At 58.8% G+C, this 21052-nt stretch carries 26 protein-coding genes and 1 pseudogene; 1 reads left to right on the top strand and 26 read right to left on the bottom strand.

From position 1 onward, the window contains the following. Positions 1-69 precede the first annotated feature (69 nt). From rplO to AC1EJZ_RS09935, 26 genes are all read right to left on the bottom strand, one after another. A complete protein-coding gene (gene rplO / locus AC1EJZ_RS09810; protein ID WP_480294756.1) occupies positions 70-555 on the bottom strand; it encodes a 50S ribosomal protein L15 in 486 nt (161 codons plus the stop codon). Positions 556-557: 2 nt separating this feature from the next. Next, entirely contained in the window at positions 558-740 is a 183-nt protein-coding gene (gene rpmD, locus AC1EJZ_RS09815) for a 50S ribosomal protein L30 (RefSeq protein ID WP_058237150.1), read from the bottom strand. Then, positions 740-1441 carry a 30S ribosomal protein S5 gene (rpsE, locus tag AC1EJZ_RS09820; protein ID WP_058237151.1) on the bottom strand — a complete coding sequence of 234 codons (702 nt, stop codon included), beginning with the start codon at positions 1439-1441 and terminating at the stop codon, positions 740-742. The genes rpmD and rpsE overlap by 1 nt, the downstream gene beginning before the upstream one ends. Positions 1442-1470: 29 nt before the next feature. After that, entirely contained in the window at positions 1471-1842 is a 372-nt protein-coding gene (gene rplR, locus AC1EJZ_RS09825) for a 50S ribosomal protein L18 (protein ID WP_480294763.1), read from the bottom strand. Continuing rightward, a complete protein-coding gene (gene rplF, locus AC1EJZ_RS09830; RefSeq protein WP_285016234.1) occupies positions 1842-2378 on the bottom strand; it encodes a 50S ribosomal protein L6 in 537 nt (178 codons plus the stop codon). Before rplF ends, rplR begins: the two co-directional genes overlap by 1 nt. Before the next feature lie 15 nt (positions 2379-2393). Next, entirely contained in the window at positions 2394-2792 is a 399-nt protein-coding gene (gene rpsH, locus AC1EJZ_RS09835; RefSeq protein ID WP_058237154.1) for a 30S ribosomal protein S8, read from the bottom strand. 64 nt (positions 2793-2856) lie between these two features. Beyond that, the gene (locus AC1EJZ_RS09840) at positions 2857-3042 is read right to left on the bottom strand and encodes a type Z 30S ribosomal protein S14 (protein WP_058237155.1); all 186 of its coding nucleotides are present in this window, start codon (positions 3040-3042) and stop codon (positions 2857-2859) included. A 2-nt stretch (positions 3043-3044) separates the two neighbouring features. Beyond that, positions 3045-3590, bottom strand: a complete 546-nt coding sequence (rplE, locus tag AC1EJZ_RS09845) for a 50S ribosomal protein L5 (protein WP_480294758.1) — start codon at positions 3588-3590, stop codon at positions 3045-3047. A 2-nt stretch (positions 3591-3592) separates the two neighbouring features. Beyond that, on the bottom strand, positions 3593-4027 hold the full coding sequence (gene rplX / locus AC1EJZ_RS09850; RefSeq protein WP_058237157.1) for a 50S ribosomal protein L24: 435 nt from the start codon (positions 4025-4027) through the stop codon (positions 3593-3595). After that, the gene (gene rplN / locus AC1EJZ_RS09855) at positions 4027-4395 is read right to left on the bottom strand and encodes a 50S ribosomal protein L14 (RefSeq protein ID WP_058237158.1); all 369 of its coding nucleotides are present in this window, start codon (positions 4393-4395) and stop codon (positions 4027-4029) included. The genes rplX and rplN overlap by 1 nt, the downstream gene beginning before the upstream one ends. Positions 4396-4487: 92 nt before the next feature. Further along, positions 4488-4766 carry a 30S ribosomal protein S17 gene (rpsQ, locus tag AC1EJZ_RS09860; protein ID WP_058237159.1) on the bottom strand — a complete coding sequence of 93 codons (279 nt, stop codon included), beginning with the start codon at positions 4764-4766 and terminating at the stop codon, positions 4488-4490. 5 nt (positions 4767-4771) lie between these two features. Next, complete coding sequence (rpmC, locus tag AC1EJZ_RS09865) at positions 4772-5005, bottom strand: 50S ribosomal protein L29 (RefSeq protein ID WP_058237160.1); 234 nt, start codon at positions 5003-5005, stop codon at positions 4772-4774. After that, on the bottom strand, positions 5005-5424 hold the full coding sequence (gene rplP, locus AC1EJZ_RS09870) for a 50S ribosomal protein L16 (RefSeq protein WP_058237161.1): 420 nt from the start codon (positions 5422-5424) through the stop codon (positions 5005-5007). Before rplP ends, rpmC begins: the two co-directional genes overlap by 1 nt. 5 nt (positions 5425-5429) lie before the next feature. Next, positions 5430-6278 carry a 30S ribosomal protein S3 gene (gene rpsC / locus AC1EJZ_RS09875; protein ID WP_058237162.1) on the bottom strand — a complete coding sequence of 283 codons (849 nt, stop codon included), beginning with the start codon at positions 6276-6278 and terminating at the stop codon, positions 5430-5432. Next, positions 6278-6649 (bottom strand): 50S ribosomal protein L22, encoded by a 372-nt coding sequence (rplV, locus tag AC1EJZ_RS09880; RefSeq protein ID WP_058237163.1) that lies wholly within the window; start codon positions 6647-6649, stop codon positions 6278-6280. The genes rpsC and rplV overlap by 1 nt, the downstream gene beginning before the upstream one ends. Positions 6650-6680: 31 nt before the next feature. Beyond that, a complete protein-coding gene (gene rpsS, locus AC1EJZ_RS09885; RefSeq protein ID WP_058237164.1) occupies positions 6681-6962 on the bottom strand; it encodes a 30S ribosomal protein S19 in 282 nt (93 codons plus the stop codon). A gap of 15 nt (positions 6963-6977) precedes the next feature. Beyond that, complete coding sequence (rplB, locus tag AC1EJZ_RS09890; protein WP_058237165.1) at positions 6978-7814, bottom strand: 50S ribosomal protein L2; 837 nt, start codon at positions 7812-7814, stop codon at positions 6978-6980. A 27-nt stretch (positions 7815-7841) separates the two neighbouring features. Then, positions 7842-8147 (bottom strand): 50S ribosomal protein L23, encoded by a 306-nt coding sequence (gene rplW, locus AC1EJZ_RS09895; RefSeq protein ID WP_058237166.1) that lies wholly within the window; start codon positions 8145-8147, stop codon positions 7842-7844. Continuing rightward, positions 8144-8800 (bottom strand): 50S ribosomal protein L4, encoded by a 657-nt coding sequence (gene rplD / locus AC1EJZ_RS09900; RefSeq protein WP_058237856.1) that lies wholly within the window; start codon positions 8798-8800, stop codon positions 8144-8146. Before rplD ends, rplW begins: the two co-directional genes overlap by 4 nt. A 1-nt stretch (position 8801) precedes the next feature. Beyond that, a complete protein-coding gene (gene rplC / locus AC1EJZ_RS09905) occupies positions 8802-9470 on the bottom strand; it encodes a 50S ribosomal protein L3 (protein WP_058237167.1) in 669 nt (222 codons plus the stop codon). 11 nt (positions 9471-9481) lie between these two features. Further along, positions 9482-9790, bottom strand: coding sequence for a 30S ribosomal protein S10 (gene rpsJ / locus AC1EJZ_RS09910; protein WP_058237857.1), 309 nt, complete (start codon positions 9788-9790; stop codon positions 9482-9484). Between the two features lie 1769 nt (positions 9791-11559). After that, positions 11560-12750, bottom strand: a complete 1191-nt coding sequence (tuf, locus tag AC1EJZ_RS09915; RefSeq protein WP_058237169.1) for an elongation factor Tu — start codon at positions 12748-12750, stop codon at positions 11560-11562. 349 nt (positions 12751-13099) lie between these two features. Next, positions 13100-15223: an elongation factor G gene (gene fusA, locus AC1EJZ_RS09920; RefSeq protein ID WP_058237170.1), complete on the bottom strand. Its 2124-nt coding sequence runs from the start codon at positions 15221-15223 to the stop codon at positions 13100-13102. 149 nt (positions 15224-15372) lie between these two features. Continuing rightward, entirely contained in the window at positions 15373-15843 is a 471-nt protein-coding gene (gene rpsG / locus AC1EJZ_RS09925) for a 30S ribosomal protein S7 (RefSeq protein ID WP_058237171.1), read from the bottom strand. After that, on the bottom strand, positions 15843-16217 hold the full coding sequence (gene rpsL / locus AC1EJZ_RS09930) for a 30S ribosomal protein S12 (protein WP_058237858.1): 375 nt from the start codon (positions 16215-16217) through the stop codon (positions 15843-15845). Before rpsL ends, rpsG begins: the two co-directional genes overlap by 1 nt. A gap of 3154 nt (positions 16218-19371) precedes the next feature. Beyond that, positions 19372-20325, bottom strand: coding sequence for a cutinase family protein (locus AC1EJZ_RS09935; RefSeq protein WP_480294760.1), 954 nt, complete (start codon positions 20323-20325; stop codon positions 19372-19374). A gap of 398 nt (positions 20326-20723) precedes the next feature. Here AC1EJZ_RS09935 and AC1EJZ_RS09940 point away from each other — a divergent pair. Then, positions 20724-21052, top strand: a pseudogene (locus AC1EJZ_RS09940) (hypothetical protein); the annotation flags it as partial.

Consider the following 21052-nt stretch of genomic DNA (forward strand, 5'->3'; position numbering starts at 1 on the left):
CCCATGTGATCGCCCTGCGACACTATGGGGGTGGTTTGGCTAACAAACCACCCCCACCGTGTTTCAGACTTATCGCACCGTGACGGTGCCACCAGCCTGCGTGATCTTGTCCTGAGCCGATTGTGAGCATGCATCCACATCCAGGGTGAATGCGCTGGTCACTTCCCCGCCTCCGAGGACCTTGACCGGGTGTCCGTCACGAACAGCTCCCTTTTGAGCCAGGTCTTCCGATGAAACGGAGCCGCCCTCGGGGAACAGTTCCTGCAGCTTGCCGACGTTAACCACCTGGTATTCCACGCGGAACGGATTCTTGAATCCGCGCAGCTGAGGAAGACGCACATGAATCGGCTTGGCGCCGCCCTCGAAGCCAGCTGGGACGGAACGGCGGGCCTTGGTGCCCTTCGTGCCGCGGCCGGCGGTTTTACCCTTGGAGCCTTCACCACGACCCACACGGATCTTGGCCTTATTGGCTCCCCTGGCGGGACGCAGGTCGTGCAGCTTGAGGATGCCTGCGGAGGCTTCCTCAGTCGTCTTGTTCGACGTTGATTTCGCCATGATCAGTCAGCCTCCTCCACTGTAATCAGGTGTCGCACTGTGTTGATCATTCCGCGAACTGACTCGGAATCCTCACGCACAACGCTTTGGCGGATCTTGCGCAGCCCAAGGGTACGCATGGTCTCTTTCATGTTCTGCTTGGCGCCGATCGTTGATCGAACCTGCGTGATCTTGAGTTTTGCCATTATTCACTCACCCCTGCGGAGGCTTTGGCGGCTTCCTTCTGCTCGGCCTGAGCTTTCTTTTCCGCTTCGCCTTCTGCCTGTGCGCGCAACATGCCGGACGGAGCAACACGCTCCACCGGAAGTCCGCGACGTGCAGCCACTGCTTCAGGTGTTTCCAGCTGCTTCAGAGCTGCCACCGTTGCACGGACGATGTTGAGTGCATTGTCGGATCCGAGCGACTTGGTCAGCACGTCCTGTACGCCAGCTGCCTCGAGGACGGCGCGCACGGGGCCGCCGGCAATAACGCCGGTACCTGGTGTAGCGGGACGCAGCAGCACGATTCCGGCTGCATCTTCGCCCTGGACCAGGTGAGTGATCGTGCGGCGGATCATGGGCACATGGAAGAAGGACTTCTTAGCTTCTTCAACGCCCTTGGAAATAGCCTGGGGAACTTCCTTGGCCTTTCCGTAGCCGACGCCGACAGTGCCTTCGCCATCGCCCACCACTACCAGAGCGGTGAAGCTGAAGCGACGTCCACCCTTGACCACCTTGGATACGCGGTTGATCGTGACGACACGCTCGATGTATTGGTTCTTGTCTTCGTTGCGACGGTTGTCGCGACGGTCAGTGTTACGCCCCTGGCGGCGATCGCGACGCTCGCTGTCACGTTCGTTGCGCCCGGAGGATTCCTGACCGTTTCTGCTTCGCTGCGCTGCAGCCATCAGTTGATCTCTCTTTCCCTCAGTCGCTTTCAGAGGTTCAATCCGCCCTCACGGGCGGCCTCTGCGACAGCCGCGACGCGGCCGTGATACTTGTATCCTGCGCGGTCGAAGACCACTGCGGAGATGCCAGCAGCTTTGGCGCGCTCTGCGATCAGTTGGCCTACACGGTGAGCCTTGTCCACCTTCGAGCCTTCTGCCGAAGCAAATTCGTCTTCCATCGTGGAAGCGGACACGAGGGTGTTGCCAACCGTATCGTCGATGACCTGTGCGACCATGTGACGGTTCGAACGGGTCACGACCAAGCGCGGGCACTCGGCAGTGCCGCTGATCTTCTTGCGAAGACGCTGATGGCGACGCTTACGCGCAACAACTTTGCCTTTGCCTTTGACGGAGTAGCCCATCACTTACCAGCCTTTCCGACCTTGCGGCGGATCGTTTCACCCACGTAGTGAATACCCTTGCCCTTGTACGGTTCAGGCTTCTTGATCTTACGAATCCGCGCTGCAGTTTCACCGACGAGTTGCTTGTCGATGCCTGAGACCGTGAACTTCGTTTGTGAGTCAACCGTGAAGTCAATGCCTTCAGGGGCCTTGAACGGAACGGTGTGGGAGAATCCCAGCGAGAATTCCAAGTCCTTGCCCTTGGCGACTACGCGGTAACCGGTGCCGGTGATCTCGAGCTGTTTGCTGAAGCCCTGGGTCACGCCCACAACCATGTTGTTGATCAGTGAACGGCTCAGTCCGTGCAGTGAACGGGCTTCGCGGCCGTCATCCGCACGCTCGACGATAATCTGGCCGTCCTCGACGCGTGCTGAGATCAGATGAGGAAGCTCATGGCTCAGCTCGCCCTTGGGGCCTTTCACCGTGACTGTGGCGCTCTTGATGTCGACGTCAACTCCCGACGGGATTGTGATTGGGCTCTTACCGATTCGTGACATTGTCGGTTCCCCCTCTCACCAGACGTAGGCGAGGACTTCCCCACCTACACCCTTGTCGGATGCCTGACGGTCAGTCAGCAGACCAGAAGATGTGGACAGAATAGCCACACCCAGTCCGCCGCGGACCTTCGGCAAGTTCGTCGACTTCGCATAAACGCGCAGGCCTGGCTTGGACACGCGTTGCAGACCTTCAATTGCACGCTCACGCTTGGAGCCGTACTTGAGATTGAGGATCAGTGTTTTGCCAACGCGAGCATCCTCGACGGAGGTCGAGGCAATGTAGCCCTCTTCCACCAGGATGTTCGCAATGGCGGCCTTCAGCTTGGAGTACGGCATGGAGACCGACTCGTGCTGAGCCGAGTTTGCGTTACGCAGACGCGTCAGCATGTCTGCGATGGGATCAGTCATTGTCATGGGGACTAATTCCCCTTCCTCGTCGCGGTTTCCACCGGGGTCCCCGGGACCTACGACGTAGTGCTTACCAGCTGCTCTTTGTCACGCCTGGGAGTTCGCCACGAAGGGCGAGCTCACGCAGGCAGACTCGACACAGTCCGAACTTGCGGTAGACCGAGCGCGGGCGTCCGCACCGGCTGCACCGGGTGTAGCCACGGACACCGAACTTCGGGGCGCGCGCGGCTTTGATCTTGAGAGACGTCTTAGCCATGGTCAGTTCTCCTTAAAGGGGAAGCCGAGGTGACGTAGCAGTGCACGGCCCTCCTCATCGGTGCGGGCTGAGGTCACGATTGTGATGTCCATGCCGCGCACGCGGTCGATGCTGTCCTGATCGATCTCGTGGAACATGGACTGTTCCGACAGACCGAAGGTGTAATTGCCGTTGCCGTCAAATTGCTTCGATGACAGTCCGCGGAAGTCGCGGATACGGGGCAGAGCGGTCGACAGAAGACGGTCAAGGAACTCCCACATGCGATCGCCACGCAAGGTGACGTGTGCGCCGATGGGCTGGCCTTCACGCAGTTTGAACTGTGCGATGGACTTCTTGGCCTTGGTCGTCACAGGCTTCTGGCCGGTGATTGCCGTCAAGTCGCGCAGTGCTCCTTCAAGTGCCTTCGAGTCACGAGCGGCTTCACCAACGCCCATGTTGACGACGATCTTGGTGAGACCGCCCACCTCCATGACGTTGCTATGCTTGAACTCGTCACGCAGCGCTTGACGAATCTCTGAGTTGTACTTTTCTTTCAGACGCGGGGCCATGATCAGATCTCCTTGCCCTGCTCGATACCTGCTGCCACGCGACCACGGGTCACGCGAACACGCACGGTGCGGGTACGACCGTCACGCTCAACCTGGTCTTCCCTGAAGCCCACGCGAACGCGCTGCTTTGTGTCGGGATCAACCAGAGCGACCTTGGACAGTGAAATCGGTGCTTCCACTGTTTCAATGCCGCCACTTGAGTTCTGGGACTGTCCCTGGCGCACATGACGTGTCTTCAGGTTGACACCCTCGACCAGGACCTTCTGTTCCTTCGGGAACACCTTGATGACGCGACCCTGGCGGCCCTTGTCACCTGGCTTGAGGGGTTCAAGGCCCTCAGCTTCGCGGCGCTCGTTGCGCTTGGCGAGCTTGGCCTCGTCTGACGTGCGTCCACGGACAACCTCGACGAGGTCGCCTTTACGAATCTTCGCTGCCATCAGAGCACCTCCGGGGCAAGTGAAATGATGCGCATGAACTTCCTGTCGCGCAGTTCCCTGCCGACAGGTCCGAAAATACGCGTCCCGCGTGGCTCCCCATTGCTGTTGAGAATCACTGCGGCATTTTCATCGAATCGAATGTAGGAACCGTCGGAACGACGCGTTTCCTTACGCGTACGTACGACGACCGCCTTAACGACTTCGCCCTTCTTGACGTTGCCGCCTGGGATAGCGTCTTTGACGGTGGCGACAATCGTGTCGCCAATTCCGGCGTAGCGTCGACCCGAACCGCCGAGAACACGGATGGTCAGGATCTCCTTTGCACCTGTGTTATCAGCGACTTTCAGTCGCGACTCCTGCTGGATCATTGTGTGTGACTCCTGTCGTCGTGCCGGTTCTCATCGCAGCGCGGTTGCGCCACTAGAGCCTGACCGAACGGATGATGGTCTATGAGGACGAATTACTTCGCCTTTTCGATGATCTCCGCGACGCGCCAGCGCTTGGTGGCTGACAGCGGGCGGGTCTCCATGATGCGAACGAGGTCACCGACGTGGCACTCGTTGTTCTCGTCGTGGGCCTTAACCTTTTTCCTCTTACGCATGACTTTGCCGTAAAGTGCGTGCTTCATGCGGTCTTCGAGCTCAACGACGACGGTTTTATCCATCTTGTCGCTGGTCACGTAGCCACGACGAACCTTACGGAAATTACGTGCGACAGCCTCATTAGTGGTCTCGGACATGCGACTCACTCCTTCGTAGTGGGGGCTGTGCGGAAGCCGAGCTCCCGCTCACGGCTAATGGTGTAGATCCGGGCAATGTTGCGACGAACTACCTTCATGCGTCCATGGTCCTCGAGAGAACCGACGGCTTGGGAAAAGCGCAGGTTGAACAGTTCAGCCTTAGCTTTCTCGAGCTCCTTGGACAGCTGTGCTGCGTCCATTGCATCCAGGTCGGCGGTCGTCAGACCTTTGTCGGCCATCAGAGTTCACCACCCTCTCGGACCACAAATCGGGTCTTCATTGGAAGTTTGTGCTGGGCACGGCTCAGAGCTTCGCGAGCGAGCTCCTCGGAAACGCCGCCCAGTTCGAACATAATGCGGCCCGGCTTGACGGGGGCGACCCACCATTCAGGAGCGCCTTTACCGGAACCCATACGGGTTTCTGCGGGCTTCTTGGTCAGCGGGCGGTCAGGGAAGATGTTGATCCACACCTTGCCGCCACGCTTCACGTGACGGGTCACCGCGATACGAGCTGCCTCGATTTGACGGTTCGTGACATAGGCGCCTTCAAGAGCCTGGATGCCGTAGTCGCCGAAGGCCAGCTCGGTGCCGCCTTTAGCCACACCAGTGCGGTGTGGACGATGCTGCTTGCGGAACTTGGTCCGACGGGGAATGAGCATAAGACTCAGGCCTCCGTTCCTTGATCGGCAGCCGGCTGTTCGGCCTGGGGCTCAGTCTGAGCCTTTTCTGGCTGCGTGTTTTCGCTTGCGCGTTCCTGGTTGCGCTGACGTCCACCGCGTCCCTGGCCTCCACGGCCGCCGCGACGGGGTCCGCGACGATCACCGCGGCGTCCGCCGCGGTTCTGCTGCTCAGCCTGCTGGCGAGCAAATTCGCGCTCGGTCATGTCGCCCTTGTAGATCCACACCTTGACGCCAATGCGACCGAAGGTGGTACGAGCTTCAAAGAAGCCGTAGTCGATGTTCGCGCGCAGGGTGTGCAACGGCACACGGCCTTCACGGTAGAACTCGGAGCGAGACATTTCGGCTCCACCCAGACGGCCGGACACCTGGACACGAATACCCTTGGCGCCTGCACGCTGTGCGGACTGGATGCCCTTACGCATGGCGCGACGGAACGAGACACGTGCTGCGAGTTGCTCGGCGATGCCCTGAGCAACCAGCTGTGCGTCCAGATCGGGGTTGCGAACCTCGAGGATGTTGAGCTGGACCTGCTTGCCAGTCAGCTTCTCGAGAGATTGACGCAGGCGATCTGCCTCGACGCCACGACGTCCGATCACAATGCCGGGACGCGCGGTATGCAGGTCGACGCGCACGCGGTCGCGGGTGCGCTCGATGTCAACTTTCGAAATGCCGGCGCGCTCAAGGCTTTCAGACAAAGCGCGACGAATGGCGACGTCTTCGGCTACGTAATCTGCGTAGCTCTGGCCTTTGGTGGTTGAGTCGGAGAACCAGCGGGACCGGTGATCGGTGGTGATTCCCAGACGGAACCCGGTTGGGTTAACCTTCTGCCCCATTACTGGTCTCCCTTCTGCTTGTCGTCCTTGGTGCCCACCACAATGGTGATGTGGCTGGTGCGCTTGAGGATCCGTCCGGCGCGTCCTTGTGCGCGGGGGCGGAAACGCTTCATAGTCGGGCCTTCGTCCACAAAGGCTTCGAGGACCAGCAGGTCGGCTTCGTCAAAAGCCTCCCCTGCCAGCTCAGCCTTGAATTTGGAGTTGGCGACAGCGCTGTGAAGCACCTTCTGGACATCGGTTGCGACGGCCTGCGGAGCGAACCGCAGAATGTCGGCTGCCTCCAGGACACGCTTGTTGCGAACTTCGTTCACCACGCGGCGTGCCTTCTGGGGCGTGACGCGAACGTAACGCGCCTGCGCCTTGGCTTCCATGAAATCCTGCCTTTTCTTCCCTAGGGCCGGCTCAGCGCCGACGTCCTTTGCGATCGTCCTTGTCATGGCCTCGGAAGGTACGAGTGGGAGCGAATTCTCCCAACTTGTGACCCACCATCGCCTCGGTGACGAACACCGGGACGTGCTTGCGGCCGTCATGCACCGCAAATGTGAGGCCCAGGAAGTCTGGGGTGATCACTGAGCGGCGTGACCATGTCTTGATGACGGCTTTTGAATTGGTTTCGTTGGCCTTGTCGACTTTCTTGAGCAGGTGGTCGTCGACGAAGGGGCCCTTCTTCAAACTACGCGGCATATTTTCAGCTCCTTATCAGCGCTTCTTGCCGGTCCGGCGACGGCGCACGATAAGCTTGTCGCTGGCCTTGTTCGGACGACGGGTACGGCCCTCGGGCTTGCCCCACGGTGACACCGGATGGCGACCACCAGAGGTACGGCCCTCACCACCACCATGCGGGTGGTCGACCGGGTTCATCACAACACCGCGAACGTGGGGGCGCTTGCCCTTCCAACGCATACGGCCTGCTTTACCCCAATTGATGTTGGAGTGATCGGAGTTGCCGACCTCGCCAACAGTTGCACGGCATGCAGCATCAACGTTGCGGATTTCACCGGAAGGCATACGCAGTTGCGCGAAGCGGCCTTCTTTGGCAACGAGCTGCACAGACGCTCCAGCGGAACGCGCGATTTGCGCGCCACCACCGGGCTGCAGCTCAACTGCGTGCACGACGGTACCGAGAGGGATGTTACGCAGCGGCAGGCAGTTACCTGGCTTGATATCAGCCTGTGGGCCTGCTTCCACGCGGTCACCCTGATACAGGTTGGCCGGTGCCAAGATGTAACGCTTGGCTCCGTCCTCGTAGTGCAGCAGTGCGATGCGCGAGGTGCGGTTCGGATCGTATTCGATGTGAGCCACAACGGCGGGGATGCCGTCCTTGTCATGGCGACGGAAGTCGATCACGCGGTAGGCGCGCTTGTGGCCACCACCGCGGTGACGCGAGGTCACGCGGCCGTGCGCGTTACGACCACCGGTCTTGCTCAGCGGACGCAGCAGCGACTTTTCTGGCGTAGAACGCGTGATTTCAGCAAAGTCCGACACACTTGAGCCGCGACGGCCCGGCGTTGTGGGCTTGTATTTGCGGATTCCCATAATGTTCCTCTACCTCTCCGGCTGCCTTCAGGCCTGATCGCCGAAGATGTCGATGGTGCCTTCGCGAACGGTCACGATTGCTCGCTTGACGTCCTTGCGCTTTCCGATTCCGTTGCGGGTCCGGTATTCCTTACCCTTACGGTTCTGGGTCGCGACAGAGGCAACCTTGACACCAAAGATTGCCTCGACAGCAATCTTGATCTCGGTCTTGTTGGCGCGAGGATCAACTTCAAATGTGTACTTGCCCTGATCCATCAGGATCGATGACTTCTCAGTCACGACAGGCTTCAAGATGATGTCGCGCGGGTTCTTGGTGGATTCGAGTGCGCTCACTTGGTCTCCTCCTTAGTACCGAGGAAAGTCTCGAGGGCGCCCTTGGTGAAGATGACATCGTCGTTGTCGAGGACGTCATAGGTGTTGAGCTGATCAACCCACAGAATGTGAGTTTCCTGCAGGTTGCGCAGGCTCAGTGCCGTCAGATCTTCACCGCGTTCAAGGACCACCAGGACGTTGTCGTTGCCAGCAACGATTGTCCGCAGAGCTTTCAGAGCTGTCTTGGTGGACGGCTTGTCGCCCTCGAACAATGAAGTCACAACGTGAATGCGATCGTTACGAGCGCGATCGGACAGTGCGCAGCGCAGAGCGCCGACCTTCATTTTCTTCGGGGTGCGTTGTGCGTAGTTACGCGGCTGAGGTCCGTGAACCACTCCGCCACCGGTGAACTGCGGTGCGCGGATGGAGCCCTGACGAGCGTTACCGGTTCCCTTCTGGCGGTACGGCTTCTTGCCGCCGCCGGAAACCATGCCACGGGTCTTGGTCGCGTGTGTTCCCTGTCGGGCCGCAGCAAGCTGCGCCACGACGACTTGATGCATCAGCGGAATGTTCGCCGGCACGTCGAAAATTTCACCGGGCAGGTCGATCGTGTCGACCTTCTTGCCCTCACGGTCGAGCACATCGATCGTGCGCGTGGTTTGGTTATCAGTCATGTCACGCACCCTTCACGGACGTGCGAACCAGGACGATACCGTTCTTCGGGCCGGGGATTGCGCCGCTAATGAGCAGGAGGCCCTTTTCGGCGTCCACAGCCTGGATCGTCAGATTCTGAATTGTGCGGCGCGCATTGCCCATACGGCCGGCCATGCGCTGTCCCTTAAAAATGCGACCAGGTGTTGCACAGGCACCAATGGAGCCTGGCTTGCGGTGATTGCGGTGGGCGCCGTGAGAGGCTCCCACGCCTGCAAAGCCGTGACGCTTCATCACACCGGCAAATCCCTTGCCCTTGGTGTTTCCGGAAACGTCAACATGCTGTCCCGCTTCAAACACGGTTGCGTCGAGTTCCTGCCCCGCTGCGTAGTTATCGGCCTCGGTTGTGCGAACTTCGGCTAGGTGGCGACGTGGTTCCACGCCTGCCTTGGCAAAGTGTCCCGCGAGAGGCTTTGTCACCTTGCGGGGGTCAATCTTGCCGTAACCGATTTGAATCGCAGAGTAACCGTCAACCTCTTCGGTACGCACCTGTGTGACGACGTTGGTGCCGACCTGCACGACAGTGAGCGGGACAAGACGCCCTTCGGCGTCCCATACCTGGGTCATGCCGAGCTTGCGGCCCAACAGCGCCGTCATGGGCGTGCTGGCCTTCTGCTTGGTATCAGTTGTCATTGCAGATGTCCTCAGAGCTTGATCTCAATATTGACGTCCGCAGGCAAGTCAAGACGCATAAGCGAGTCGACGGCCTTCGGAGTCGGGTCGATGATGTCGATGAGCCGCTTGTGTGTGCGCATCTCAAAGTGCTCGCGGCTGTCCTTGTATTTGTGGGGCGACCGAATGACGACGAACACGTTCTTTTCGGTCGGCAGTGGCACCGGGCCCACGACCGTGGCGCCCGCGCGTTGCACGGTCTCCACAATCTTGCGCGCGGAGCTGTCGATGACCTCGTGGTCATAGGACTTAAGCCGGATGCGGATCTTCTGTCCCGCCATGCCGTCTACCTCTTCTCGTACAGCTTCGTCACCGGTCCCCGCATTCGGGCGTGTCGCAATTCGCGACACATTCGTACGCGGTTTCCCTCGGGTGAGGGACGGACCGTTGTCTTATCTAAAGAACTCGGGCTATAAAGCCCGGCCAGATTTTGGTCTGGATGAGCCCCACCCTCGCGGGGCAACCTGATTAGTTTGACAGAAAACCCCTCGTTGGTTCAAGTCCGCTCAGGCAAAAACCGGTGTGAATCACCTGACAACTAGCCTGCTATCCAGCTTTTATGCCTTGCTACGGGCCCACGGAGGCACATTCTGTCACCCTGCTGCCAAGAATTGTCGCCAGTATCACTATCGCTGGTGCACCCCCTCAGCTACCCCAGCCTGTCCATCCGCACTCTGCCCGCGTGCCATCCTTTTACCTCACCCTGTCTCTCTGCAGCCTGTCACTCGGCAGTCAGACTTCCACAATGTGCTCGTCCGTTCAATTCTCAGCGCTCACTTGCTCCCATCTCCACCTCATGCCCGTTCCCCACTTGGTCCCCTCACCCCCCCATAGCCCCTTCTTCCGCTCGGGCCCTTCTTTTGATCGATCCCCTCTTTCCTCGGGCCCTCCCCACTTAGTCCTGTCCCTCACTTGCCCTATTCCCCAGTTCCCAACTGTCGATCTGAGGGTCGAATCGACGATTCTCCGCTGAGACTTCCACGCATCACAGCTGGTCAAGGGCCTGCTAGGGAAGCAGGACCGGAAATTTCAGCCTTCAAATCGACACTCGGGTAGAGGGAGGGAAGTCTTAACGAAAAGATCTGCGGAGTATCCGTGTTCGAAGTTTTTTCGGAACTCCTTCGAGAAGCATTCGCAAACAATAGATGTTAGGTCTAGCACATAGGCATACCTACAAGATTGTTCGCGTAGCCGATCGGAGGAGTTCTTGCGGCGCCACCGCGCCTTCACTCCTAATCTCTGCAGAGACTTCTTTCCAGCACTGCCCTTTCCCCGCCTCTACCCATCTGTCGATCTCAAGGACACCTATGGAAGGACATCCCTTGGCGCGACTGCATCGGTGCAGGTCACAGCCAATTCACCTTCGTTTACTCAAACGGAATGCTGCCGAGATCGACAGTTGGGTAAACAACCGGTGGGAAACAGGCAGATAGACAGCTTGGAGCAAAAAGCTCGAGGCGGAACAGTTCAAAGTAGAACGGCTCAGGCCGGAACAGTTCGGAACGCAAGAAGAGATGGGGCCGGAACAGTTCGGAGCGCGAAAAGGTGCCAGACCCGAATTCGTTGGAGCATACAGCGCCATCGCCGCGTAATAGCGACAGAAAGCATATACACGCCCCTTGGCTATTGATCTCACGATCAGACAATGGGAAGCACGAATCACACTGGGCCGACAAAAGGGCGGAGAACGCTAAAGGCCGGAGCAGGCTAAGAGACGGACTACAGCTAGGAGCCGGAGCCGCCAAAAGACAGAGCACGAGAAAAGGGCGGCGCTACCAAAAGGCAGAACACGCTTCAGGCCAGAGGGCGCCAAAGGAATGGGCGCGCTTTGAAACAGAGCACGCAAAAAGACAGAAACGGCAAGAAGATACAGCAGCACAAAAAAGATGGGCTTGGAAGCATCTTTCGATGCCACCAAGCCCATCTCAGCTCATTCGGCTCACCGCCAGGCGCCCTCGTCAATACCGACTCAAACGGCCCAAACGGGGAACCTCGCGAGTGCCAGCGCCAGTTACAGTCGGCTCAATGCCAACTGTACCCAGCTACCGAATCACTTATCGATTTCGGTCACACGACCTGAACCAACGGTGTGGCCACCCTCGCGGATAGCGAAGCCCAGGCCGGGCTCCATTGCGATGGGGTGAATCAGTTCAACGGTGATTTCTGTGGTGTCGCCAGGCATAACCATCTCGGTGCCCTCGGGCAGCGTGATGACGCCGGTGACGTCCGTGGTACGGAAGTAGAACTGAGGACGGTAGTTGGAGAAGAACGGCTTGTGACGGCCGCCTTCATCCTTCTTCAGGATGTAAACCTGGCCCTTGAAGTTCGTGTGAGGCGTGATGGAGCCGGGGACGGCCACAACCTGGCCGCGCTCGACATCTTCGCGCTTCGTGCCACGCAGCAACAGACCGCAGTTCTCGCCTGCCCATGCTTCATCCATGGACTTGTGGAACATTTCGATACCGGTGACGGTGGTCTTCTGGGTCGGGCGGATGCCGAGGATCTCGACTTCAGAGTTCAGAGCCAGCTTGCCGCGCTCGACACGGCCGGTCACAACGGTGCCACGGCCGGTGATGGTGAAGACGTCCTCGATCGGCATCAGGAACGGCTTGTCGAGATCGCGCTCAGGGGTCGGGACGTACTCGTCCACTGCATCCATGAGCTCTTCGATCGCCTTCGTCCACTTCTCGTCGCCCTCAAGAGCCTTGAGTGCCGAGACGCGGATGATCGGGGCGTTGTCGCCATCGAAGTCCTGAGAGTTGAGCAGGTCGCGGCATTCTTCCTCAACGAGCTCCAGCATTTCCTCATCATCCACGGCATCGCTCTTGTTCAGAGCAACAAGGATGGTGGGGACGCCGACCTGACGGGCAAGCAGAACGTGCTCGCGGGTCTGAGCCATCGGGCCGTCGGTTGCTGCGACCACCAGAATTGCGCCGTCCATCTGGGCTGCGCCGGTGATCATGTTCTTGATGTAGTCAGCGTGACCGGGGGCGTCAACGTGTGCGTAGTGACGCTTCTCGGTCTGGTACTCCACGTGGGAGACGTTAATCGTGATGCCACGATCGCGCTCTTCAGGAGCGTTGTCGACGTTCTCGAACGGCGTGTACTCGTTCAGTTCCGGGTACTTGTCGTGCAGAACTTTGGTAATTGCTGCTGTCAGCGTCGTCTTGCCGTGGTCAACGTGTCCGATGGTACCGATGTTGACGTGCGGCTTGGTGCGCTCGAACTTGGCCTTCGCCACTTGTGTCCTCCTGGACTCGGGTAGATGTTCTCAGCCTATGGCTAGGTGTTAGCTTAACACCCACAGGGCGTGAGATCCTACAGGGTTTCTATTGAATTGGAGTGCGGATCTGCGCTGCAGCTTTCACACTGCCCCTTGACAGTGATCCCCGCCACCTCGCTCACCGGAATCCCGGCGCTATCCGTCTTGCGCTGCACTGACGCTCCGGTCTCGACCGATCGGTTCCGGCGCGGGACCCCCGCTACTGCGAAGTCCCCCACCGCTGACCGATCTGACCAGTGCAATCACGCAGTGCAACAGGCAATAGCACTACGGTACACCGATCGGGGTTGATCCGACCCCGTGGGACTCACTCGCCCCGAGACTTTCCGACGATTTCCTCTGAAACGCTACGAGGAACCTCGGCGTAGCTGTCGAACTGCATCGAGTACACGGCGCGTCCCTGGGTCTTGGACCGCAGGTCGCCAACGTATCCGAACATTTCCGACAGCGGAACTTGCGCGCGAACAACACGCACACCATGCTGCTCATCCATTGACTGGATGGCACCACGACGAGAGTTCAGGTCGCCGATCACGTCGCCCAGATATTCATCAGGCGTACGCACCTCGACGGCCATAATCGGCTCAAGAAGAACCGGCTTCGCCTTCTTGGCGGCTTCACGCATGGCCATTGAACCTGCGATCTTGAACGCCATTTCAGACGAGTCAACTTCGTGGTATGCACCGTCAAGAAGCGTGGCTTTGACATCCACCATCGGGTATCCAGCCAGAACACCGGAGTGCATGGCTTCCTGAATACCAGCGTTTACAGAGGGGATGTACTCACGCGGAACGCGGCCACCGGTGACTTTGTCCTCGAAGACGTACTCTTCTTCGGAATCGCTCGGCAGCGGCTCCAGCATGATGATGACGCGGGCGAACTGACCCGAACCACCGGTCTGCTTCTTGTGAGTGTATTCAAACTTTTCGACGGTCTTACGGATCGTCTCGCGGTAGGCGACCATCGGCTTGCCGACGTTAGCCTCGACCTTGAATTCGCGACGCATACGGTCAACAATGATGTCGAGGTGAAGCTCGCCCATACCACCGATGATGGTCTGGCCACTTTCCTGGTCCAGCTCAACGGTGAAGGTCGGGTCCTCTTCAGCCAGCTTCTGGATGGCGACGCCCATCTTTTCCTGGTCAGCCTTCGACTTCGGCTCGACAGCCACGTGAATAACGGGCTTCGGGAAGGTCATCGACTCCAGAACAATCTGATCGTTCAGGTCACACAGCGTGTCGCCGGTGGTGGTGTCTTTCAGACCGATCACAGCGTAGATGTGACCAGCGTGCGCCAGATCAACCGGGTTCTCCTTGTTGGAGTGCATCTGGAAGATCTTGGAGATACGCTCACGCTTACCCTTGGTCGAATTCATGATCTGGGAGCCGGCTTCCATCTTGCCGGAGTAGACGCGGATGAAGGTCAGCTTGCCGTAGAACGGGTGCGCCGCAATCTTGAATGCCAGCGCTGAGAAAGGCTCGTTCTCATCGGGATGACGAACGAGGTTCTCTACCTCAGAGTCATCACCAGGTTCGAAACCGCTGACGGATTCGATATCCAGAGGTGAGGGCAGGAAGCTGATCACACCGTCCAGCACGGGCTGAACGCCCATGTTGCGCAGTGCGGTACCGCAGTAGACCGGGAAGGCCTTGCCTGAAACGGTCAGCGCACGCACGCCTTCCTTGATCTGGTCAACGGTCAGTTCGCCGTTTTCCAGGTAGGCTTCCATGAGCTCGTCGTTGCCTTCAGCGGCGGCTTCCATCAGAGCCTCACGGTATTCCTCGGCCTTGTCCTGCAGGTCGGCGGGAATCTCGCCTTCCTCGACGATGGCACCAAGGGTGGGCTTACCGTCTGCGTCAGTTGCCGGGTAATGGAAAGCCTTCATCGACAGCAGGTCAACGTTGCCTTCGAAGGTATCCTCGGCGCCAATGGGCAGCTGCATGACGATCGGGTTCGCTTTGAGGCGATCCTTGATGGTCTGCACCGAGTAGTAGAAGTCGGCGCCCAGCTTGTCCATCTTGTTGATGAAGCAGATACGTGGGACGTTGTACTTGTCGGCCTGACGCCACACGGTTTCTGACTGAGGCTCCACACCTTCCTTGCCATCGAAGACAGCCACGGCGCCGTCGAGCACACGCAGTGAGCGCTCAACTTCCACCGTGAAGTCCACGTGGCCAGGGGTATCGATGATGTTGATCTGGTTGCCTTTCCAGAAACAGGTCACGGCAGCCGAGGTAATCGTGATGCCACGTTCCTTTTCCTGGTCCATCCAGTCAGTGGTTGACGCACCGTCGTGCGTTTCACCGATCTTGTAGTTAATGCCCGTGTAGAACAGGATGCGTTCAGTCACGGTCGTCTTGCCGGCATCAATGTGAGCCATGATGCCAATATTGCGGACCTTCCTCAGGTCTGTTAGCACTTCTTGTGCCACGGAGTTGTCCTTCGCTTCGTCGTGCGTTCTTTCGGTGATCCCCATTAACGAGGGCGGAGCCCCGCTGGGGATTAAACAGCTGGCAAAAGTATTATTTCACGCAGCATGGTTGTCAGCGGCGTCAGAGGCCGCCCTCGGGAATGGAAAAATCACCAACGGTAATGGGCGAATGCGCGGTTCGATTCGGCCATCTTGTGCATGTCCTCGCGGCGCTTCACAGCGGCACCGAGGCCGTTGGACGCATCGAGAACTTCGTTAGCGAGACGCTCGGTCATGGTCTTCTCACGACGTTGACGCGAGAAGTCAACCAGCCAGCGCAGAGCCAGAGTGGTGGCGCGGGCCGGGCGAACCTCAACCGGAACCTGGTAGGTAGCGCCACCGACACGGCGGGAACGCACCTCAAGGGCTGGGCGGATGTTGTCCAGAGCGCGCTTGAGAACCACCACTGGATCCTGCTCGGTACGCTCACGCACTGTCTCGAGCGCGCCGTACACGATGCGTTCAGCCAACGACTTTTTGCCGTCGAGCAGAACACGGTTGACCAGTTGCGAGACGATCTTGGAACCGTAAACCGGATCGTCGACAAGCGGGCGCTTGGGAGCTGGGCCTTTACGAGGCATTACTTCTTCTCCTTCTTCGCACCGTAACGTGAACGAGCCTGCTGGCGGTTGCGCACGCCCTGCGTATCAAGTGATCCGCGGACAATACGGTAACGGACACCAGGGAGGTCCTTCACACGACCACCGCGGACGAGCACGATGGAGTGCTCCTGGAGGTTGTGTCCCTCACCTGGGATGTAAGCCGTCACTTCGATGCCTGACGAAAGGCGCACACGGGCAACCTTGCGCAGCGCAGAGTTCGGCTTCTTCGGGGTGGCGGTGTACACACGGGTGCACACGCCACGGCGCTGAGGCGAGCCCTTGAGCGCAGGCGTCTTCACTTTGCCGCGCTTGGAGCTGCGCCCTTTGCGGACGAGCTGCTGGATTGTAGGCACTGAAAAATTCTCCAGTCGTTGTGCACTCTGATGACTGTGTTTGCCTGTGTCAGCAGCTGCCCCGTTGTCGGGCCAGTGTCCGGTTGAATTTCGCTGCCGTGAGTTCGGCGGCGGATCGTTGCCGGTTGACGAGGGCAAGCCACGCATCGTCGTGCGTTTTCTTGTGTGGTGCCCGGCGTAGCGCAGGCACCCTGGCTTCAGTCAGCCCGATATTGTCAAGTCCCCTGACTGGGCAGCGTTGATCCATCAGGGGCCGGCGCGCCATGATGTCCGACGGTTAGCGTGCTGCTCAGCTTGTTCTGCTGTGCACCCAAGCTGTGGGGCCTGCTGCCCGTGCGGTCAGAGAATGACGCCCGGAGCTCCGATGGCACGAGGGCGAGGGGGCGATGTCCGTCCGCTCGGTATCCTCCTTGTGGAGCCCGATGCTTGTATCACCGGTTGTGGCGCTGCGTCTTGATCACTGGTGCGATCAGTGTCGCATCGCCGCCAGATCGTGTGATCAAGCGGTCAGGTGACCCGATGTACTCGGGTTACCGCATTTCAGCTTAGTTTGTGGGCGGCGGGCACGTCAATTGTGTACGGCGTGAGCTAAGGCGCATTCTGGACGGAGGCGCGGTCGGAGTGGATTGTTAGGAATGGAGTCACGGGAACTTCCGACGCCTCGCGGCAGGCCGCTTACGGCGACTGCCGGGCGACCTTCCAAGGAGGGCTTCCCATCGACCCCGTCCCTTCCTCCGCCCCTGCTCCTCTTACTCTTACTCTTACCCTTACCCTTACCCAACTGTCGATTTCAGCACGATCTTCGGCACTACCTTTCATAAAAACTGTTCTTGACCTGCGGTTTTAAAAAACATCTTGTCGAATCGCGCCTCGAGATCGACAGTTGGGTGAAAGAAAGGAAGGGAGGGAGTAGTGGAAGGAAAGCGGAAAGATTGCCCGGCGACCTCCCTGCAGAAGTTGTCCCGATGGAATCGTGGAATATTCCAAGGCGAACCGACCAGAGGGAATCCTCACGGCCGAGGGTACCCGCCCGGCTCAAGCCGAGTTATCCACAAGTATCACCCCTACCACCACCGTATCCACAAGCTGCCGCTCTTATTGCCGCATACGCCGCTTCCCCATGTCATGCTCTTTCAGCCATGCAACTCGACATAACCGTCCGCACGCCCAACACAACCATCACGCATCCAGCTCTATCGCCACACAGTCAGTGCTCGACAACTGGGCACCCTTAGAAAGGAGGTATCCGAGTGACCACCTACATCGAGCACCTTCACCTCGCCACAACCTCGCGCCACCGCCGCCTCAGCGCCCTTAAGAAACAAACTGGTCAGTACTACGCGCGCGTTAAGCGAGGCGTCACGTGGCGCATCGATCCCAGCGCTACCCAGAGTGAAACGTGGAAGATCCGCAATGATGCCGCCTTGGCACGGATTGCGGCCACCTGTCTGACGCATCCGCACGCGACATTCATAGGCCCATCTGCAGCTTTGCTCCACGGCCTGTGGTGCTGGGACCGTTCGCCTGACGTTCACATCCTTACGCATGGCAGACCAGGAAACGAATCCCCGACCTTGCCTCGGATTGAGATTCGTTGCGGCCACCCTCGGCGATCCCCCATCGAAGCAAGCAGAATTTCTATCCCAGCTGCCCGAATAATGCGACACCAGGTACCAGCTATCGGGCCGATACGCACGGTCAGAATCCGCGGATCCAGCATCGACCGCGGGCGTGAAAGCGACGTGTCGGGGTCGCGCCGTCGAATGCTGCTACGTGTGGCGACACTTGAGGACACGCTCATTTTGTGCGCTCTCACGATGCCGGCGAGCCACGCGTTCGTGACGCTATGCGACGGGATGCGTCGGCTGAGTCACTTCAACAAGCACCATCAGGACAGGTCTCGCAAGGCTGAAGAGCGTGTGCGAGCTGCTCTGGTCCGCCAGCTTAGTCGCTTTCCGAGGGGGCATCGCAATGTGGCTCGCGCGAGATGGCTCATACAGCATGCGGATGCGGGCTGCGAATCAATTGGCGAGGCGATGCTGCTGTGGATAGTTCGCAGTCGGAAGCTTCACGCTGTGCGCACACAGTTTGAAGTGCACCAACGCCCAGCTGAGAGCCTTGCTGGAGCGCGCCCGGCGAGCGTGTACTTCATCGATATTGCTTTTCCGCGCGAGAAGGTCGCACTTGAATTTGACGGCCGCAGCAAACGAGGCGTGTCGCACTCACAGATCGCTCACTCTTACCAATCTGAGGGCAGGAGGCAGCGAGATTTGGAGGCGCGCGGCTGGGTTTTCGAACGCTTCATTTGGGACGATTTGCACCACCCTGAGCATTCGGCTGCGCGGATCGAAGCCCGGTTGCGTGGGACGCGCGTGGAAAGCGCTGATCGACGTATTGGTTCTCCGAATCGACGAGGGAGGCCGCGAGCGCCCGCGCGAGATCGGTGCCAACGAGTTGAATGCAGATGCCCTGAATGTGGTGCACTGTTGAATGTGCTTGCTTCGTGAAAGAACTGCCGAAAACTGCATGAAGGTGCCGAGCTCTACCTTGGTGGTACAGCTCGGCACCTAGAGACTAATCGGCGTGACTAAGCGTGCAAATCCGACAGGTCTTCGATCTGCGAATTAGTTGCTTACAGCGGCACACCAAGGTCTTTCAGGAAGTTGCGAGGGCCATCGTATTGGATCGCAATGAGGCCGGCGAACGCTGCGAGAGCGCCAAAAAGAACGAGCTTGAAGAGTTTCTTGATCACGGTGTCTCCTCCATTTGACTAGTGGATCAACGTAGTCAATTCTATGTGCTTCTCTGCGCCAATGCAGAGACTCGATACTGTTCTTCCGCCGTTAATAGTCTCCAATTCCCACCTCCTTCTCTCCCCTACTGTCGATTCCAAGGCCCATCCGACGGTTCTCTCCACGCATCTCGATCCACAAATGCCTGCTGGCCAGTGACGATGCGTGGGGCACCCTCGTCAATTGGGAGGATACGGCAGCCAAATCGACACTTGGGTGGACAGGGCGGCGGGGAGGGAAACAGCACCATTTTGCGACTGTGGCAACCAAGATCTGAAGAAACCTCGGACACAAAATCGCCAGAGGTCTCGGAAGCGTCACGACACTCGATGTCAGAGCCAAAAGGCCACATCACGGCGCTCTTAGTGCCCGTTATTTGCCCCTCCACTTTGGGCGTCGCCACTGTCAGTTTCCTCAGGCACTGCGCCTTCGGCACCGATATCCTCTCCAGCCAACTCGGCCCTCCGGTAAAGGCGCTCCAGCGCGTGAGCTGCACCTTCAGCCTGCATGCCGTTCGTCCAGTAGAGCGAATGAGCCGAGCGCTGAATACCTGTGCGCCGGCTCCCCTGGCAAAATAGATCCTCCGCAACGCAAAAGTCACGAATCCGGGTGGCAAATTCAGCTAAAGCCTGCGAGTGCCGCGGCAACATCCCGTTAAAACGCGGATCGTAGTCGCCGCGGTTATACGGCATCGACCCAACAAAACCAGGATCACCGTATAGCTCGACGGCAGCAATCGCCTTCCGCGCAGGCTCACTCAGTCGCTCGACATCGCCCATGATCAGCCGGTCTTCAGGCTTGCTCAGCGTCTCAGCGACAACGATCGCGCCCTGCGAATAACCCACGAGCACGTATTTCTGATTTGGGCACCGAGCCGCGCCATCTTCAAGCATCGCGGTCAGAGCTAAAACGCCGTCTTCGACGGAAGCATTAACGTCAAAACTTGCGGGATATTCCAGCGCAATGGCACGCGCGTCTTTCGACCATTTCTCAACGATCTCGCCCGCTACGGCATCAGTGAGGCCACCGCCGCCGGTCTCCTCATTCGTTCCACGCGCATTAATCGCCACGACGTCCACGCATTCTCCGGTGGTCATGAAAGACTGCTCGGCTGGATGGCTGGATTGGGATTGGTCGGGGGCAGCTTCGATGGGGTTGTCGGTTTCTATTTCCGATTGGTTCGACGAGGTTGACTGATTCGAAAGGGCGGATTGAGCGAGAGACTGCTCCGGCTCGGCAGGGCTGTTACCGGCCACACACCCGGCTGCAGTGAGTGCCGTCACAGCAATCAGCGCAGGTAGTCCGAGCTTTCTCATCCGTCACTCCCTCTCGGTTCCACCCAAATTCTACCCATTAACGAGGGAGACTCCCATCTACTGCTACACGCAGTACGCTCCAGATCGGCATCAGTGAGTTTTCTCGATGTTTCGGGCCGACTTTGACGATCCATATTCTGGGAATCGTCGGCAGATCTGTACTTTCCTTCTCCCTCTCCTTCCCTCTTTCCCCGTCTGTCGATCTGAAGGGCAGGTCACCGGCAATCGCACCCACGGGCGAGGCGTTTGCACTGGTCAGGAGTTACCTATCGGGAGGTAGAGCCGTGATGAATCCAGTGAGAGGCTTCCAGATCGACAGGTGGGTGCAAAAAGAGTTTGGTCCACAATTATGAATTGGGTCTGTACGGGCAGCAGTGCTGTTCCGTAGTGTGGTGCACATGACACGACGATCACGACGCTCCACGCACGCCAGGCTCCTTGTTCCAGTAGTGGCCGGAATGATCATGCTGGCTGCATGTAGCCAGGCACAAGACGGGCAAAGCAACAACATTGAAGTCTCTGCCAATCAAAGTGGGTCAGGCGATGCAGCCCACAGCATACCCATGTCGGGCGAGTACCCGGTCTTGCCCAACGGGAAGCTCGGCAGGCCCGTGGACTGGGTGGAACCACACGAACCACAACTACCCAGTGCTGCCACCAACATGGACGCGTTCGGGGCGCGATACTTCGCCGAGTACTACCTCAACCTCCTCGCATACTCCATCAA

It is taken from the genome of Pauljensenia sp. C0170B5, from assembly GCF_056590195.1.